The 15,648-nt window shown below is 41.1% G+C and carries 15 protein-coding genes and 1 pseudogene; 8 read left to right on the plus strand and 8 right to left on the minus strand.

Going from position 1 to position 15,648, the window contains the following annotated elements:
* Window positions 1–250 precede the first annotated feature (250 nt).
* On the minus strand, window positions 251–892 hold the full coding sequence (locus VM932_RS15810) for a protein-L-isoaspartate(D-aspartate) O-methyltransferase (RefSeq protein ID WP_326280111.1): 642 nt from the start codon (window positions 890–892) through the stop codon (window positions 251–253).
* Between the two features lie 114 nt (window positions 893–1,006).
* Between VM932_RS15810 and VM932_RS15815 the strand changes: the two genes are divergently transcribed.
* From VM932_RS15815 to VM932_RS15850, 8 genes are all read left to right on the plus strand, one after another.
* Window positions 1,007–1,972 (plus strand): Gfo/Idh/MocA family protein, encoded by a 966-nt coding sequence (locus VM932_RS15815; RefSeq protein ID WP_326280113.1) that lies wholly within the window; start codon window positions 1,007–1,009, stop codon window positions 1,970–1,972.
* Between the two features lie 53 nt (window positions 1,973–2,025).
* Complete coding sequence (locus tag VM932_RS15820; RefSeq protein WP_326280115.1) at window positions 2,026–2,913, plus strand: 3-hydroxybutyryl-CoA dehydrogenase; 888 nt, start codon at window positions 2,026–2,028, stop codon at window positions 2,911–2,913.
* Window positions 2,914–2,919: 6 nt separating this feature from the next.
* Entirely contained in the window at window positions 2,920–4,155 is a 1,236-nt protein-coding gene (locus VM932_RS15825) for a DUF1015 domain-containing protein (protein ID WP_326280117.1), read from the plus strand.
* A gap of 290 nt (window positions 4,156–4,445) precedes the next feature.
* Window positions 4,446–5,105, plus strand: coding sequence for a YggS family pyridoxal phosphate-dependent enzyme (locus VM932_RS15830; RefSeq protein ID WP_326280176.1), 660 nt, complete (start codon window positions 4,446–4,448; stop codon window positions 5,103–5,105).
* Between the two features lie 14 nt (window positions 5,106–5,119).
* Window positions 5,120–6,454 carry an exonuclease domain-containing protein gene (locus VM932_RS15835; RefSeq protein ID WP_326280119.1) on the plus strand — a complete coding sequence of 445 codons (1,335 nt, stop codon included), beginning with the start codon at window positions 5,120–5,122 and terminating at the stop codon, window positions 6,452–6,454.
* 3 nt (window positions 6,455–6,457) lie between these two features.
* Window positions 6,458–7,303 carry an ion transporter gene (locus VM932_RS15840; protein ID WP_326280121.1) on the plus strand — a complete coding sequence of 282 codons (846 nt, stop codon included), beginning with the start codon at window positions 6,458–6,460 and terminating at the stop codon, window positions 7,301–7,303.
* On the plus strand, window positions 7,300–8,229 hold the full coding sequence (gene miaA, locus VM932_RS15845) for a tRNA (adenosine(37)-N6)-dimethylallyltransferase MiaA (protein WP_326280123.1): 930 nt from the start codon (window positions 7,300–7,302) through the stop codon (window positions 8,227–8,229). Before VM932_RS15840 ends, miaA begins: the two co-directional genes overlap by 4 nt.
* Complete coding sequence (locus tag VM932_RS15850) at window positions 8,216–8,713, plus strand: gluconokinase (RefSeq protein WP_326280125.1); 498 nt, start codon at window positions 8,216–8,218, stop codon at window positions 8,711–8,713. Before miaA ends, VM932_RS15850 begins: the two co-directional genes overlap by 14 nt.
* 74 nt (window positions 8,714–8,787) lie before the next feature.
* Here VM932_RS15850 and VM932_RS15855 read toward each other — a convergent pair.
* From VM932_RS15855 to VM932_RS15885, 7 genes and pseudogenes are all read right to left on the minus strand, one after another.
* Window positions 8,788–9,492 (minus strand): annotated as a pseudogene (locus VM932_RS15855) (transposase).
* Window positions 9,493–9,651: 159 nt separating this feature from the next.
* A complete protein-coding gene (locus VM932_RS15860) occupies window positions 9,652–10,368 on the minus strand; it encodes a response regulator transcription factor (protein ID WP_163627842.1) in 717 nt (238 codons plus the stop codon).
* A gap of 9 nt (window positions 10,369–10,377) precedes the next feature.
* Entirely contained in the window at window positions 10,378–11,961 is a 1,584-nt protein-coding gene (locus VM932_RS15865) for a sensor histidine kinase (protein WP_326280129.1), read from the minus strand.
* Between the two features lie 64 nt (window positions 11,962–12,025).
* Entirely contained in the window at window positions 12,026–12,619 is a 594-nt protein-coding gene (gene coaE / locus VM932_RS15870; protein WP_326280131.1) for a dephospho-CoA kinase, read from the minus strand.
* Window positions 12,616–13,572 (minus strand): CdaR family protein, encoded by a 957-nt coding sequence (locus VM932_RS15875; protein ID WP_326280133.1) that lies wholly within the window; start codon window positions 13,570–13,572, stop codon window positions 12,616–12,618. The genes coaE and VM932_RS15875 overlap by 4 nt, the downstream gene beginning before the upstream one ends.
* A 3-nt stretch (window positions 13,573–13,575) precedes the next feature.
* A complete protein-coding gene (locus VM932_RS15880; RefSeq protein WP_326280177.1) occupies window positions 13,576–14,583 on the minus strand; it encodes a glycosyltransferase family 2 protein in 1,008 nt (335 codons plus the stop codon).
* A 54-nt stretch (window positions 14,584–14,637) separates the two neighbouring features.
* Window positions 14,638–15,450, minus strand: a complete 813-nt coding sequence (locus VM932_RS15885) for an enoyl-ACP reductase FabI (protein WP_326280135.1) — start codon at window positions 15,448–15,450, stop codon at window positions 14,638–14,640.
* Window positions 15,451–15,648: the final 198 nt, after the last annotated feature.

Consider the following 15,648-nt stretch of genomic DNA (forward strand, 5'->3'; position numbering starts at 1 on the left):
GCCACTAAAACCAATATGGTTCAGTGGCATTTAGTTTAATGTTCATGAAAAAGCAGGCTTACTCCTGAATGTCCCTCAATTATATCCAATCGTTATTCCAAACTCCTGCCTGCCGGCAGGCAGGCCAGTTCAGGGTGCTGAGATTTCCCACGTTCCCGCAGGTCATCGGTTCGAAAAAGACAAGATTGTTCGATCACTTAGTTACTGCTACTGCTTACTGCACATACATGGTCAATCAAATAGTTAGCTGTCAATTCTTGTCCTCCAACAAGGGCACAAAACGGAATGAACCAAACTCTTTCTTTTCAAACTCTTTTTTCGATTTTCGTACGTACAAAGTCATGATTTGCTCATTAACTCCAACAGGAATTACCAGCCTGCCCCCTACTTTCAACTGGGACAACAGCGGTCTTGGCACTTCCGGCGCACCAGCGGTCACAATAATTCCATCAAAAGGGGCCTCTTCGGGCAATCCTTTATACCCATCGCCAAAAATCATTTTCTTGGGACGGTAATGCATTTTATTGAAGAACAATCGGGTAGTCTTGAACAGCTCCAATTGGCGTTCAATCGTATATACCTTCGCCCTTAAATGCAGTAAAACCGCGGTTTGGTAACCACTTCCCGTACCGATTTCCAAAATTTTGGCGTTGGGTTTTACTTCCAACAATTCAGTCTGAAAAGCAACCGTATAGGGCTGTGAAATCGTCTGGTCGGCACCAATGGGAAACGCCTTATCTTGATAAGCATGGTCTTCAAAACCACTATCCAAAAACAAGTGCCTTGGAATGGTTTTTATGGCTTCGAGCACCTTTTTGTCCGCAACTCCCTTGGCAGCAACAATCTCGGCCAAGTTCTTGCGCATTCCCCTATGTTTGAGCGTATCCTTCATCGTCTGTGGTCTGGTGGCACGAATTTATAAAGTTCCCCAAAATATCCCCTTAGTTCCGATCAAAAATTTATGGAAACTGGCTTCATATCCGTATTTTTGACAAAAACAGGTAATATGCTAAAAGTTGGTGTCCTGGGAGCAGGACATTTAGGAAAAATACACCTAAGGCTCTTAAACCAATCGGACAACTATGAACTTGTGGGGTTTTACGATCCGGACGAGATCAATGCTAAAAAAGTAGCTGCCGAATTTGGTTATTCCCATTACGAAAACATCAACAATTTGATAGACGCTGTGGATGTTGTTGACATTGTAACACCAACATTGTCCCATTTTGATTGCGCCAAAAAAGCCATTGAAAAAGGGAGGCACGTCTTTATAGAAAAGCCCATTACCAACACACTGGAAGAAGCCGAGGAGTTATTGGAACTATCCAAAAAACATGGCGTAAAAGGCCAAGTAGGCCACGTGGAGCGCTTCAACCCTGCGTTTTTGGCCGTGAAGGACAAAATCGAGAACCCAATGTTCATCGAAACGCATCGCTTGGCGGAGTTCAACCCTAGAGGAACTGACGTTCCTGTGGTATTGGACCTGATGATACACGACATTGATGCGATTTTGAGCGTGGTGCCTTCCGAAGTGGAAAAAATCAATGCAAGTGGCGTTTCCGTAATCAGTCAATCGCCCGATATCGCCAATGCGCGCATTCAGTTTAAAAATGGCTGTGTGGCCAACCTTACCTCTAGTCGTATTTCTTTGAAGAATATGCGTAAATCTCGTTTTTTTCAGCGGGACGCTTACATTTCTGTTGACTTTTTAGAGAAAAAAGTGGAAGTGGTAAAAATGAAGGACGCTCCCGAAAACCCAGGGGATTTTGATATGATCCTTCAAAATGCCGAAGGAGAAAAGAAACAAATCTATTTTGAAAACCCCGAGATAGACGTCAACAATGCCATTTTGGACGAGTTGGAAACCTTTGCCGATGCCATAAACAACGATACTGATCCCATTGTAAGTTTGGAACAAGGCACCAACGCACTCCGCGTGGCCCTTCAGATAATTGAATCTTTCGAAAATTAATATATTGCCGTTCTCGACCATGCTCGAATTGACAATACTTTAAACAATATACTATGGAAAAAATAGCGGTAATCGGTGCCGGAACCATGGGAAATGGAATCGCCCATGTTTTCGCGCAAAACGGATATAAGGTCAATTTGGTAGATATTGCACAGGCATCTTTGGACAAAGGTTTGGCCACCATTACCAAAAATTTGGATAGAATGATTGCCAAAGAGGTAATTGATGAAGCCAAAAAGGAGGCTACCCTTGGCAATATTACCTCCTTTACCAATCTAAAAGACGGTGTTTCGAACACGGATTTGGTGGTTGAAGCGGCAACGGAGAACTTGAACATCAAACTGAAGATTTTTAAGGATTTGGACAACATCTGCAAAGCAGAAACCATTTTGGCCACCAACACATCTTCCATTTCAATAACTCAGATTGGTGCTGCCACCAATCGCCCTGAAAAAGTAATCGGAATGCACTTTATGAATCCAGTACCAATTATGAAATTGGTCGAGATAATTCGTGGGTACAGTACATCTGATGAAGTCACGGAAACCGTTATGGAGCTGTCCAAAAAATTAGGAAAAACCCCAACCGAGGTAAACGATTACCCTGGATTTGTGGCCAATCGTATTTTAATGCCCATGATCAATGAGTCCATCGAGACACTTTACAATGGCGTAGCCGGGGTTGAGGAAATTGACACCGTAATGAAATTGGGCATGGCACACCCCATGGGCCCGCTTCAATTGGCCGATTTTATTGGGTTGGATGTTTGCCTTTCCATTTTGAACGTGATGTACGATGGATTCAAAAACCCAAAATACGCTCCTTGTCCCCTACTTGTTAATATGGTGATGGCGGGCAAGCTCGGTGTAAAATCTGGTGAAGGCTTTTACGATTATTCCGAATCCAGAAAAGCTGAACACGTTTCCGCACAATTCAAATAAAATTTCATGGCCATCATAAAACCGTTTAAGGCCATTCGCCCCACAAAGGACAAAGCATTTTTTGTAGCATCGCGCTCCTACGAAGAGTATTCCCAAGAGGAGTTGAAGGCGGTGCTGCAATACAATCCTTTCTCTTTTCTGCACATCATCAACCCGGGATTCAAGTTTGAAAAGAACATCAAGGGAAAAGAGCGATTTGGGCTTGTACATAACCGATACTTGGAATTTTTGGAGGAAAATGTCTTCCAAAAAGATGATGAGCCCAGTTTTTACCTCTATCAAATAGAAAAGAACGATTTTAAAAGTTTGGGATTCTTTTGCGCCTGTAGTGTGGACGATTACAGGAGCAATATCATCAAAAAGCATGAAGACACTATTCAGGATCGTGAAGAGTTGTTTGCCGACTACTTGCATACCGTAGGTTTTAACGCAGAGCCGGTTTTAATGACTTATGAGGACAATGCGCTTGTGGATAAAATCTTTCAGCGTAAAATAGAACGGAAACCCGAATACGATTTTACCACAACCGATAGGGTCAACCATAAATTGTGGAAAATCTCGTATCCCGAAGGGATTGAAAAATTGGAAAAGGCCTTTGGCGACCTCAATGCACTCTATATTGCCGATGGTCACCACCGTAGTGCCTCATCGAACTTGTTGGCAAACCTAAAAAAATCACAGAACGAGAATCACACGGGTGAGGAAGCCTACAACTATTTTATGGCCTACCTGATTCCGGAATCACAAATACGAATTTCTGAGTTTAATCGTATGGTGAAAGATTTGAACGGATTCTCCAAAAAAGAGTTTTTAATCAAACTTGATCAACATTTTAGAATCGAAAAAAGGGATGACGGGCTTTGCAAACCTTCTAAAAAACATGAATTTAGCATGTATTTGGAAGGTGAGTTCTACACGCTCCATTTTAGAAAAACAAACCACGAGTTTACCGATGCCCTGAGTAAATTGGATACTCAAATTCTGTACAAGACCGTTTTAGAGCCCATTTTGGGCATTACCGATTTGAGGAACGACAAACGGATTTGCTACGGGTATGGCAAAAACAACCTTATCCAAATGAAAGATTTGGTGGACTCTGGCCGTTACGCCGTTGGTTTTAGCTTGGTACCCACCACTATTGAAGAAATCAAGGCAATTGCCGATGCAGGTTTGGTAATGCCCCCAAAAAGCACGTATATTGAGCCTAAGCTCCGAAGCGGGCTGGCTATTTATGAATTATAAACTTTAAAACACAGTACATTGTGATGATAAATTCGTCATTTCGAGCGGGTTTCACGACAGCATGAGTGAAATTTGTATCTGGAAAAAGAATTTTTATCTAAAAAAGGTTATCGACCTGCTTGCCGGCAAGCAGGTACGATTTTTCCTTCTAAAAAAACTCGAACTGACGGTTTTTTGACCATAATATTATCAAAATGCACTACGAGTAATTTTATTGTCATTCCTGTGAAAACAGGAATCCATTAACCAAAAAGATTCCGCATTAGGTGCGGAATGACATTAAGAACATTATGCCTATAAAAGATGATCTCAATAAAATAAAATCCGAACTGCCCGAAGGGGTAACTTTGGTCGCCGTTTCCAAAACCAAACCCAACGAGGATATTTTGGAAGCCTACGAGGCGGGACAACGGGTATTTGGAGAAAATAAAGTACAGGAAATGGTCCAAAAATGGGAAGGTTTGCCCAAGGACATCGAATGGCACATGATTGGCCATGTACAGCGCAATAAGGTCAAATACATGGCCGAGTTTGTTTCCTTGATCCACGGGGTGGACAGCCCAAGGTTGTTGAAGGAAATTAACAAACAAGCTAAAAAGCATGATCGCGTGATTCCCTGCTTGCTCCAAATCCATATTGCAGAAGAAGATACCAAATTTGGTTTGGACGAAAAGGAATTGTACGAGCTTATCAGCTCTGATTACTTCAAGGCGATGGAACACATTAAAATTGTTGGTTTGATGGGCATGGCCACCTTTACAGACGATATGAATCAAGTGAGAAGAGAGTTTGCCCAGCTTAAATCCATGTTTGATTCACTTAAAGATAAACTGACGGACATCTCCATCCTTTCCATGGGCATGAGCGGTGATTATGCCATTGCAATTGAAGAAGGTAGCACTATGGTACGAATTGGAAGCAGTATATTTGGGGCAAGAAATTATTCATAAACCATTAATTTTCCATGTACGCCATACTCGACATTGAAAGCACGGGAGGAAAATACAATGAGGAAGGCATTACCGAGATTGCCATCCACAGGTTTGATGGGCACCAGATAGTTGACAAATTCATCTGTTTGGTCAATCCTGAAAGGGAAATACAACCTTTTGTAGCAAAGTTGACAGGTATCAACAACAAAATGCTACGTTCCGCACCCAAGTTTCACGAAGTGGCCAAACGCATTGTGGAAATAACGGAAGGAACTATTTTGGTGGCACACAATGCACAGTTTGATTATCGTATCCTCCGAACTGAGTTCAGAAGACTTGGCTACGATTATCAACGAAAAACGCTTTGTACTGTCGACCTATCCAAACAACTGATTCCAGAAGCAGAATCACACAGTTTAGGAAAGCTGGCACGTTCGCTCGGTATTCCCATGAGCGATAGGCACCGTGCCAACGGTGATGCACTGGCTACTTTGAAACTCTTTAAGTTGTTGTTGAACAAAGATTCGGACAAAAGAATTATTACCGAGGTCATCCGCGAGGAGACCCATGGGGAGCTTTCTCCCAACCAGTTGGATATGGTTTTTAGTCTGCCATCGGAAACGGGTGTGTACTATATGCACGACAAAGACGGAGAAATCATCTTTTTGGGAAAAACAAAGGATATCAAGAAGCGGGTAAACCAACATTTTACCAATGTGGGCAAACTGGCACGGAAACTTCAAAAAGAAACAAAAAGAGTAACATACGAAACCACGGGAAGTGAGCTTATAGCCATATTGAAGGCTTATTTGGAGCAAAAAAAGAACAAACCAAGATACAACCACGTTTCCAATAAAAAACTTTTTACCCATACCATAGATTTTAGTCAAAACGGAACCGAACATATTGTTTTGGAAGTAGAAAAGAACAAGTCGCTCGAGCCTAAAAAAATGGCGTTTAACGGAACTCAGGCGGCAAAGAGCTTTTTAAACAAAATATCGGACGAATTTGAGCTTTGCCCTTCCTCTTTGGGGACAAATGTGCCAAATTCTCATCAAAAGCCATTAGGTATCAACGCATTGGATTGTAACGAAAAAGTGCTTTCCGCTTTTGATCGGTACAGCATCCAAAATAAAAATATGGCGTTGATAGACCGCGGCAGGGAAACCGGGGAGCGCAGTTTTATATTAATCAAGAATGGCGAACTTCAAGGATTTGGTTATGTGGAACTCAACTATCAAATCAATAATATCCATATCTTGGAGTCTATTATGACCCCAATTCGGAGTGATGAAAACACCACTTTTATCGTGGAAACCTATCTGAGAAAAAACAACCGACTTAAGACCATACCACTAACCCCTTGATCGTTGGAAGAATATAAGCCACAATCTAAATGGAAAAACAAACTTCATGAGATTATTTATGAGGCGGACACTCCATCAGGTAAGCTTTTTGACATTGTTCTTTTTATCCTGATCATTTTCAGCGTTGTTTTGGTGATGCTAGAGAGTGTTGATGAATTTGACCAACACTACCATAAAACCTTGTTGACCCTTGAATGGGTGGTAACAATTTTCTTCACCCTGGAATATATTGCACGCTTAATCAGTATTAAAAAACCGTGGAAGTACGTTTTTAGTTTTTATGGGATTATTGATTTCTTATCAACAATACCCCTTTACCTCTCCTATATATTGGCGGGCTCACAAGTCTTGTTGGCGGTAAGGGCGTTCCGCTTGCTACGGATTTTCAGAATACTGAAACTCGTTAAATTTATGGGCGAAGCTTCCCAGTTACAGTCAGCCTTAAAGGCCAGTCGGGCCAAAATTGTTGTTTTTATCTACGTGGTTTTGATTTTATCGGTAATCATGGGCACTTTAATGTATCTTATTGAAGGTGACGAAGCAGGGTTTACCAGTATTCCACGGAGCATTTATTGGACTATAGTTACGCTCACCACCGTTGGGTATGGAGATATTGCTCCACAGACCAATTTGGGCCAACTCCTTGCTACGGTAATCATGATTTTGGGTTACGGAATCATTGCCGTACCTACTGGAATCGTGACTGCGGAATTTACCCGAAATAAAAAAGGCAACGAGGCAAGTAACAAGGGGACAGTTCATTTAAACACGCAAGCCTGTCCCAGTTGTTCGGCAGAAGGCCATCGAGATGATGCTACGCATTGCTATAATTGTGGACACCTGTTATGAGTACAAAAATTTTATTAGCTGTGGTAGGGCCTACCGCTATTGGGAAAACCTCACTTGGAATCCAATTGGCAAAGCACTTTGGTACTGAAATAATCTCCGCCGACTCCAGACAGTTTTTTAAGGAAATGGAAATAGGGACGGCTGTTCCGTCCAAAGAGGACTTGAACGAGGCACCCCATCATTTTATTCAGCACAAAAGTATTTTTGAACCCTATTCCGTTGGTGATTTTGAGAAGGAAGCCATTAAGCTGTTGGATGGTTTATTTCAAAAAAAGGATATTGCCGTAATGGTAGGCGGTAGTGGTCTGTATGTTGATGCGGTTGTATCCGGATTGGACAAATTCCCGGAGGTTGACCCGAAAATAAGGGAATTGTTGAATCAAAAACTACAGGAGCAAGGATTGGAAAGTCTTCAAAAAGAATTGAAGCAAAAAGATCCCGACTATTACAAAATTATTGATAGGGACAACCCACATAGGCTGATTAGAGCTTTGGAGGTGTGCGTAGCCGCCAACAAACCTTACTCATTTTTCTTGGGCCAACCCAAAGCCAAAAGGGGGTTCAAAACGCTTTATATTGGCATTGAAGCACCAAGGGAAATTATTTATGAACGGATAAATGCCAGAGTAGATCTTATGATGAAGACAGGATTGCTGGAGGAAGCAAAAAAACTATATCCGCACAGAAAACTGAATGCCTTGCAAACAGTTGGTTACAAAGAACTTTTTGAATATATTGGTGGGCATTGCAGTTTAGACTTTGCTGTTTCAGAAATTAAAAAAAACACAAGACGATTTGCAAAGCGGCAACTTACATGGTTGCGTAAAAATGAAGCTATTTTGTGGGTGCCTTATGATGGTGAGCCAAACCAGGTACTACAAATGGTAACAGACCAACTAAAAACCAACTTTTATGCCCAACGGTAAAACTGTGATAGTAGTTATGGGAGTGAGTGGCTCCGGAAAAACAGAAATCGGAAAACTGCTTTCACAAAAACTGTCCCGGCCATTTTACGATGGTGATGACTTTCATCCCGAAGCGAACATAAAAAAAATGAGCTCTGGGAACCCTCTAAATGACGATGATCGTAAGGAATGGTTGATACAGCTCAATAAATTGGCCGTAAAACATCGTGACAAGGGTGCCATAATCGCTTGTTCCGCACTAAAAAAGAACTACAGGAGCATTTTACGTGCAGGTATGGGGGATAATATGGCCTTTGTTTATTTGAACGGGTCTTTTAAATTAATACAATCTAGATTGAACAAAAGAAAAGGGCATTTTATGAGTGCTCAACTTTTACAATCACAATTTGATACACTGGAACCCCCATCCAAAGCAATTACCGTTTCCATAGAGCACCCACCAAAAAAGATTGTTGAGGAGATTGTGAAAAAGCTTAGGTTTTGATATAGAACTCATTTAAACTTTTTCTTTATGAATCTTTTAATTGCAATTACGATGAAAGCCAGATAGTTGAACCCTTACCAGCTTTCCGTTGTGGTATCGAACCTGTTGAGCAATGAGCGAAAGCTGTCGATCCATGCATTGGTTAGCTCCACGGCATATCTTTCAGCGTATAGTTTTTGATCAAAGTATTCGTTCCTCTCCGTATTCCCGTTACGTTTGTTGAAGCAGATGTTGGCATTGATTTCCCTTGATGCACATGCGGCCCTGAAGTCTTTCGAATCGAATCCCGCATCGGCATTGAGGAAGATCCCCTCCATTGGAATCTCCGCCCTGTCAAGGGCAGCGGTGACCACCTCGAACTGTACTTCGATATCGTAAAGGTCGTTATGGTTGCCGGCCACGCTCGGACATTGCCAAGGGCAGCCCCTGCCTATCGGTAAGGAAAAGGGCGTTGGTGGTCCTTCGCCTCTTCCTGCCCTGGTATTCGACACCCGCACCGCCCCTTGTCGCTGGGGTATGGCTCCCGTCCAGATCCACGCTGGAAAGGTCAAGTTCGGCCCTGTGCCTCTTCAGAAATGCTGTCCAGCAGTCCAGCCAAGTCCCCAAAAGGCTCCACTTTCTGTAGTGGTGGTAGACCGACGCCAGCTCAGGACCTTTGGGGAGAACAGCACCCTCACGGGCAAGAGCTCTCACGGTACCCCGCTCTTCATCTTGTAGAGTATCGCGTTGACGATCTCGCACAAGGGCCGTCGGGGCAGTATGTTGGGGACTATCTCCATTTATATGGTATCTTTGTCGAGTACTTTGTACATGGGCTATGGTATTTGCGTGTGGTAACACAAATGTCCGTAGCCCTATATTTTGATCCAAAAAAAAGTTTAAATCACTTCATAAAAAAAGCCACCAAAAGGCGGCTTTATATTGGGGTGAAATTTGTTCTATTGCTCGTTTTCAGCTTTTACAACAAGCCTAAAACCTTCTCCATGAATGTTAAGGATTTCTACCAAGTCGTCTTTTTTGAGATATTTTCTCAACTTGGCAATGTACACGTCCATACTTCTGGAGGTAAAATAGTTGTCATCTCGCCAGATTTTGGTCAACGCCAACTCCCTTGGCATCAAATCGTTTTCGTGAAGTGCCAATAAACGTAATAGTTCGTTCTCTTTTGGAGATAGTTTTATGGGCTCTTCTTCCTTATATTTTAAAAAACGAAGTTTGGAGTTTAAATGGAAATTTCCGATTTCGAATTCAAATTGCTTGCTATCGGCCAAAGAACTTGAAGCTTTTCTTTGAAGTATAGCCTTCAACTTCATTAGTAAGACCTCAGAGTCGAAAGGTTTGTTCAAGTAATCGTCCGCTCCCGCTTTGTACCCTTTTAGAACATCCTCTTTCATGGTCTTGGCAGTAAGAAAGATAATCGGAACGTTCTCGTTCTTTTCACGGATTTCCTTTGCCAAGGTAAATCCATCCTTATAAGGCATCATTACGTCCAAAATGCAGACATCGTAGTTGTCTTTTTTAAACTTCTCAAAACCCTCCATTCCGTTTTTGGCAAGAACAACATCAAAATCGTTCATGTTCAAATAATCTTTCAGAACAATTCCAAAATTTGGATCGTCCTCTACCAATAGTATCTTCTTTTTCTCTGTTTCCATAGTTTGCTTTTAAATTAAAGGTAGTTTAATAAAGAAAGTGCTTCCTTTTCCTTTTTCACTTTCTGCATAAACTTCACCTTGATGATCATCTATAATTCGTTTTACGTAGGCCAATCCTAATCCGTGGCCTTTAACGTTGTGTATGTCGCCGGTATGTTCCCGGTAAAATTTTTCAAATACTTTTTTGAGCACTGCCTTGCTCATTCCAGCTCCTTGATCCTGCACTTTTATAATGATGCTATTTTTCACCACTTCGGTGTATACATCAATTTTAGGTGTTTCTGGTGAATACTTTACCGCATTGTCCAGAATGTTCACCATCACATTGGTCATGTGCATATCGTTCGCCAATACTTCCGAGCGGTCGGCATCAAGGTGGGCTTTTGCATATCCTCCCCTATCCTGCACAATCAGTTCAATGTGGGCGATGGCGTCAGTAATGATATCGTGCATATTGACCCTGTCCTTACTAATGTCCAACTGGTTTTTTTCCAATTTGGATATTCTCAGAACATTTTCCACCTGCGCATGCATACGTTTGTTCTCATCGCGAATCATGCCCAAATAGCGCAACACTTTTTCCTTGTCCTCAATGGATTTTGGATTTCGAATTGCCTCTACTGCCAAGTTTATGGTCGCAATGGGTGTTTTGAACTCATGCGTCATGTTATTGATAAAGTCTGACTTGATCTCAGAGATGCGCTTTTGCTTGATCAATTGGTAAATGGCGCTAGAGTATGCCAGCATAATCACCAATGTAAAAACCAGTGAGAGTAATGCCATTCCCATTACAGAACCAAATATGTAGCGCTTCATACTGGGGAATGTTAGCAATAGTGAAAAATTGGACATGCCTTCACTATCCTTGAAAATGGGAGCCTTGTACATTTTAGAGCCCGAAAATTTAAATTTCCTAGACCGTACTTTGGTGGGGTAACCTTGGCTGTACACTCCATATTCATAGTCTATATCAATGTTCCTATTGCTAAGTTCTTGGCTAAGGAGCAGTTCCAGTTCTTGCTTGGAGACCCGTTTATGGATAGGTTGAATTTTGGCGTATTCCATAAAAACATCCTCCCATTGGGCCTTTTCAATACTGCTTAGCTTACCAATATTGGTTACTTTTTCTATGGGGGTTAGGTTATAACTTTTTCCATCAAGACCGAACTCCTCTTTAAAAACACTTTTGGTTCTTCGACTTGTAATGTTTTTAAGAGTAGTGGTATCCTTGCCACCCAATGTATTATCAAAGAACGCTGAGGTTATATTGTAATCTTCTTCAAGAATTCCATGGGAGTAAAAAAGAATTTCATCGGAATTGATATCCCGTTCTACAAACATGAAATTTTTGTATTGTGCACTTTTAGGTTCACCAACGCTATCCGCCAGAGAAGCCAAACGATCGGAGTATTCCTTCATCTCCCGCTTCTCCACCCTACTTGCCACTTTGTCCAATATATCTGTGACTGTTCTTGAGAATTGTTCCTCTTTATCGTTTACAGACGTCTGTATCCAATAAACTTGCACGAAAATTATCCCTAAAAGGGATAAACTCATAAGAACAACCAGAAGAACGAATAGCTTCTTGTTCATTAGTGTAAAATTAAAAATTTAACATTTAGTAATTTTAGCGTTTAACCAAAACTTAACATAAATGTTAAAATTTAGATGCTAAAGCTAAAAGTTTGAGGTGTAGTTCTTTAACCTTTCTTTTGGTTTTGCCCAATTCAAGGTTTTCTATTGAAAAATCGGTTAAGTCGAGCTTTTGTTTATCTTTCAATTGGTTGTTTATCCGATCAACAACAGCTTGCTTTTCAACTTTATCCCTGTCCATTACTCTTTTAATCCGAGTTTCTACAGGTGCAGTTACTAAGATAGTACAATCATATTTGTCCTGGGCATTATTTTCAAAAATCAATGCGGTTTCCTGTATTACATAGTGCGATTTTTGACGGTTGGCCCACTCCAAAAAATGCTTTCGAACCGCCGGATGTACAATATTGTTGAGTTTTTGGAGCAACTCAGGGTCCTTAAACACTTTATCCGCTATGTGCGACCTGTTCAAACCATCTTTGCCATAAGCCTTTTTACCCAACAAATCCATAATGGCTGCTTTAACTTCTGTTGATGTCTCCATCAATTTTTTGGCCTCCATATCAGAATCATACACAGGAATACCAAGTTCCTTGAACATTTTGGCCACGGTACTTTTTCCACTTCCTATCCCTCCGGTGAGTCCAACTATCATCATCGCTGTTCCAAAACAAAATTTACGGTGTTTTCTTCAAGCCTTATATCGTATACTTTTTGTGGGCTTTGTGTAATTTCCAAGAACAAAGTACTGCTTTCGGCCCCATTTAATTGTCCATAATCTGCAACAATTTCAAAGTCGGAGGCCGAAATTTCCTTTAAACGCTCAATAGTGGCCTTGCACAACACGGTCACTGAATTGGGAAAGGTCCTTACTTGGTACCCTTCTGGAATATTCAGCACTTGCACAGGTACCTCAAAAATCTTTTCTGAAAACTTTGAGACCTTACCAAAAACCTTTGCCTTACCTACCGAAAAAATACTGTTATCCAATCCCTTAGGGAAAATCAAGGTAACTTCGTTGGAAAAATCGGCATTGACATTGGTTAGCTGTATGGATGATGTTTTTATTGATTTGATGGTATCAATTTCATTTTTTGGTCCTTTCACCTCAACTGAATCCGGCGAAACTTTAATTTTCCCATCCAGAATATAGTTTTGCTGAAGCTCCAGGTCCACCCTGGGCTGTATGGGTATCTTCTTTGAATCCACTTGGTAGAGATCCACTTCCAATTGGTTCCTGTCCAAATCCAAAAGTGATATGTTCTGTGATAATTGTTGGTCCATTTGTCTTTTCAACACCTCTTTGCTCAATACAAAATCACCATTTTGAAATTCTACCTCAGAAACATCAATATCAATACGACGCTTAAAAAAATTATAGTATAAAAATTGAAAGCCACTGGTTCGGAGTTTAGCCTCAATTTGGTCATTTGAATTCTTCCCCAACAACAAGGAATCCGGAAGATTGCGATAATTTAGCGTAAAGTAGGTACGAGACTCATACGTTTCGGACAGATTGCTGATAAACCACGCCAAAAAAGAGCAAAACAAAAAAAGCGAAAATACTTTCACTTTCTTCTTGTTGAGGCCATGCATTACTTTTTTGGACACTTTTTACTTTTTCTTGAAAAATAGTTTTGGGAACAACTCCTCCGCTTCCTTATTACTAAAGTTAAGCAACATTGTGGACTTGAAAAAACCAATTCCATATCCCATAAATTGGGTCAAAGCCGCATAAATGGCTAAAATGGCCACCTTTACATCTTTGTTCCGTATTAAAGCATCCAAAAACAAAATTGAAAAATAAAAAACATACAACAACAAAGGCAACCAAAGCTCTATTATAGCCAAGATTATGGCAACGAACAATCCCAACATAAACAAAGTTGGAAACCAATAAGTGGGCTTAGCCGTTCCGGGATGCCATTTGTTGAGTATGGGACGGACCATCCCAAATTTATTCACCTGAATATAGAATTTGTTCCAGTCTATACGTCTTTTATGGTATACAAAAGCTTTTGGAAACAATCTGGTTTCAAACCCGGCTTTCCATATCCGGAAGGTAAGGTCTGGGTCTTCCCCTGGATGTATTCTGCCAAAACCTCCCGTTTTTTCAAAAGCATCTTTGGAAATGCCCATGTTAAAACTACGAGGTTGAAACTTTCCCACGGCCTTTTCCCCTCCCCGTATACCTCCGGTAGTTAAAAAGGAAGTCATTACATGGTTTATGGCCTTTTGTACAGTGGTGAAGGAAGCATTGGCTGCATCTGGTCCACCATAGCAATGAACAAGTTTCTTTTCAAGTTCCTTGTCCACTTCGGTCAAATACTGTTTTGGGAGGATACAATCCGAATCTAAAATGATAAAATAATTCCCTTTGGCCTTTTGCATCCCAAAATTTCTGGAATCCCCAGGACCTGAGTTTTCTTTGAAATAGTAGGAAATGTTGAGCTTGTCCTGAAACTTTTCTACGACATCCTCCGAACGTTCCGTAGAGCCATCTTCCACAACAACCACTTCAAAAGCTTTTTGGAAATCTTGTTGATCAAGACTTTCCAACAGTTCCCGAACTTCTTCGGGTCTATTGAACACGGGAACTACTATGGAGAAAAACGTATTCATTTGAAACAGAAAAGCCATCCCAAAAAGGATGGCTTCCCATATATTTTTTAATGTTTATTCAGAAAATTCATCGATTACTTCTTGGCTCACTCCTGTATTGGAGAAGCCTCCATCATGGAACAAGTTCTGCATGGTCACCTTTCTCGTCAAATCGGAGAAAAGGGACACGGTATAGTTGGCGCAATCATCCGCTGTGGCATTGCCCAATGGCGACATTTTTTCCGCGTAATTGATAAAGCCATCAAATCCTTTAACACCCTGCCCTGCCGTGGTAGGGGTTGGCGATTGTGAAATGGTGTTCACTCTTACCTTATGTTCCTTCCCGAAGAAATAACCAAAACTCCTGGCAACAGATTCCAAATAGGCTTTGTTGTCCGCCATATCGTTATAGTCAGGGAATGTTCGTTGCGCCGCCATATAGGTCAGGGCAACAATACTTCCCCATTGGTTCATGGCTTCTGCCTTGTAAAGGGACTGCATCACCTTATGGAAAGATAGTGCGGACACATCCCAACCTTTCTCAGTAAAGCTGTAGTTCTCATCTGTGTAGTGCCTTCCTTTTCTAACGTTTACGGACATTCCTATGGAATGAAGTACAAAATCCAATTTTCCGCCCAAAATCTCCATGGACTTCTCCACCAAATTTTTAAGGTCATCTTCGTTAGTGGCATCTGCGGGAATAATTTTTGAATTGGTTTTTTCCGCAAGTTCATTTATTTGCCCCATTCGCATGGCGATGGGTGCGTTGGTAAGCACAAACTCACCCCCTTCTTCATGAACACGTTCCGCGGTTTTCCAAGCAATGGAGTTTGCATCCAGAGCACCAAAAATGATTCCTTTTTTACCTTTTAAAAGATTGTATGCCATAGTTTCTTGCAATTGTTGATTGTAGAGCAAAGATATTTAAACTATTTTGATTGTTAACATCCTTAAGAATATAGATTTCTATCATGCTGAACTTGATTCAGCATCTCATTCGATAACCCGGTGGGATGGGACCCTGAAATAAACCACTATGGATTTGAAATCCATAATTTTAAAGAAAAGAATGAAATTCTTTGTCAT

The sequence above is a fragment of the Flagellimonas halotolerans genome (assembly GCF_035818535.1).
Lineage (GTDB): Bacteria > Bacteroidota > Bacteroidia > Flavobacteriales > Flavobacteriaceae > Flagellimonas > Flagellimonas halotolerans.

Excerpts from the sequence above, each read along its gene's own strand:
- VM932_RS15865 (WP_326280129.1), bottom strand. The coding sequence starts at position 11,961 with ATGAACAAGAAGCTATTCGTTCTTCTGGTTGTTCTTATGAGTTTATCC.
- VM932_RS15830 (WP_326280176.1), top strand. The coding sequence starts at position 4,446 with ATGCCTATAAAAGATGATCTCAATAAAATAAAATCCGAACTGCCCGAA.
- VM932_RS15850 (WP_326280125.1), top strand. The coding sequence starts at position 8,216 with ATGCCCAACGGTAAAACTGTGATAGTAGTTATGGGAGTGAGTGGCTCC.
- VM932_RS15835 (WP_326280119.1), top strand. The coding sequence starts at position 5,120 with ATGTACGCCATACTCGACATTGAAAGCACGGGAGGAAAATACAATGAG.
- VM932_RS15860 (WP_163627842.1), bottom strand. The coding sequence starts at position 10,368 with ATGGAAACAGAGAAAAAGAAGATACTATTGGTAGAGGACGATCCAAAT.
- VM932_RS15825 (WP_326280117.1), top strand. The coding sequence starts at position 2,920 with ATGGCCATCATAAAACCGTTTAAGGCCATTCGCCCCACAAAGGACAAA.
- VM932_RS15815 (WP_326280113.1), top strand. The coding sequence starts at position 1,007 with ATGCTAAAAGTTGGTGTCCTGGGAGCAGGACATTTAGGAAAAATACAC.
- miaA (WP_326280123.1), top strand. The coding sequence starts at position 7,300 with ATGAGTACAAAAATTTTATTAGCTGTGGTAGGGCCTACCGCTATTGGG.
- VM932_RS15810 (WP_326280111.1), bottom strand. The coding sequence starts at position 892 with ATGAAGGATACGCTCAAACATAGGGGAATGCGCAAGAACTTGGCCGAG.
- VM932_RS15880 (WP_326280177.1), bottom strand. The coding sequence starts at position 14,583 with ATGAATACGTTTTTCTCCATAGTAGTTCCCGTGTTCAATAGACCCGAA.
- VM932_RS15885 (WP_326280135.1), bottom strand. The coding sequence starts at position 15,450 with ATGGCATACAATCTTTTAAAAGGTAAAAAAGGAATCATTTTTGGTGCT.
- VM932_RS15820 (WP_326280115.1), top strand. The coding sequence starts at position 2,026 with ATGGAAAAAATAGCGGTAATCGGTGCCGGAACCATGGGAAATGGAATC.
- coaE (WP_326280131.1), bottom strand. The coding sequence starts at position 12,619 with ATGATGATAGTTGGACTCACCGGAGGGATAGGAAGTGGAAAAAGTACC.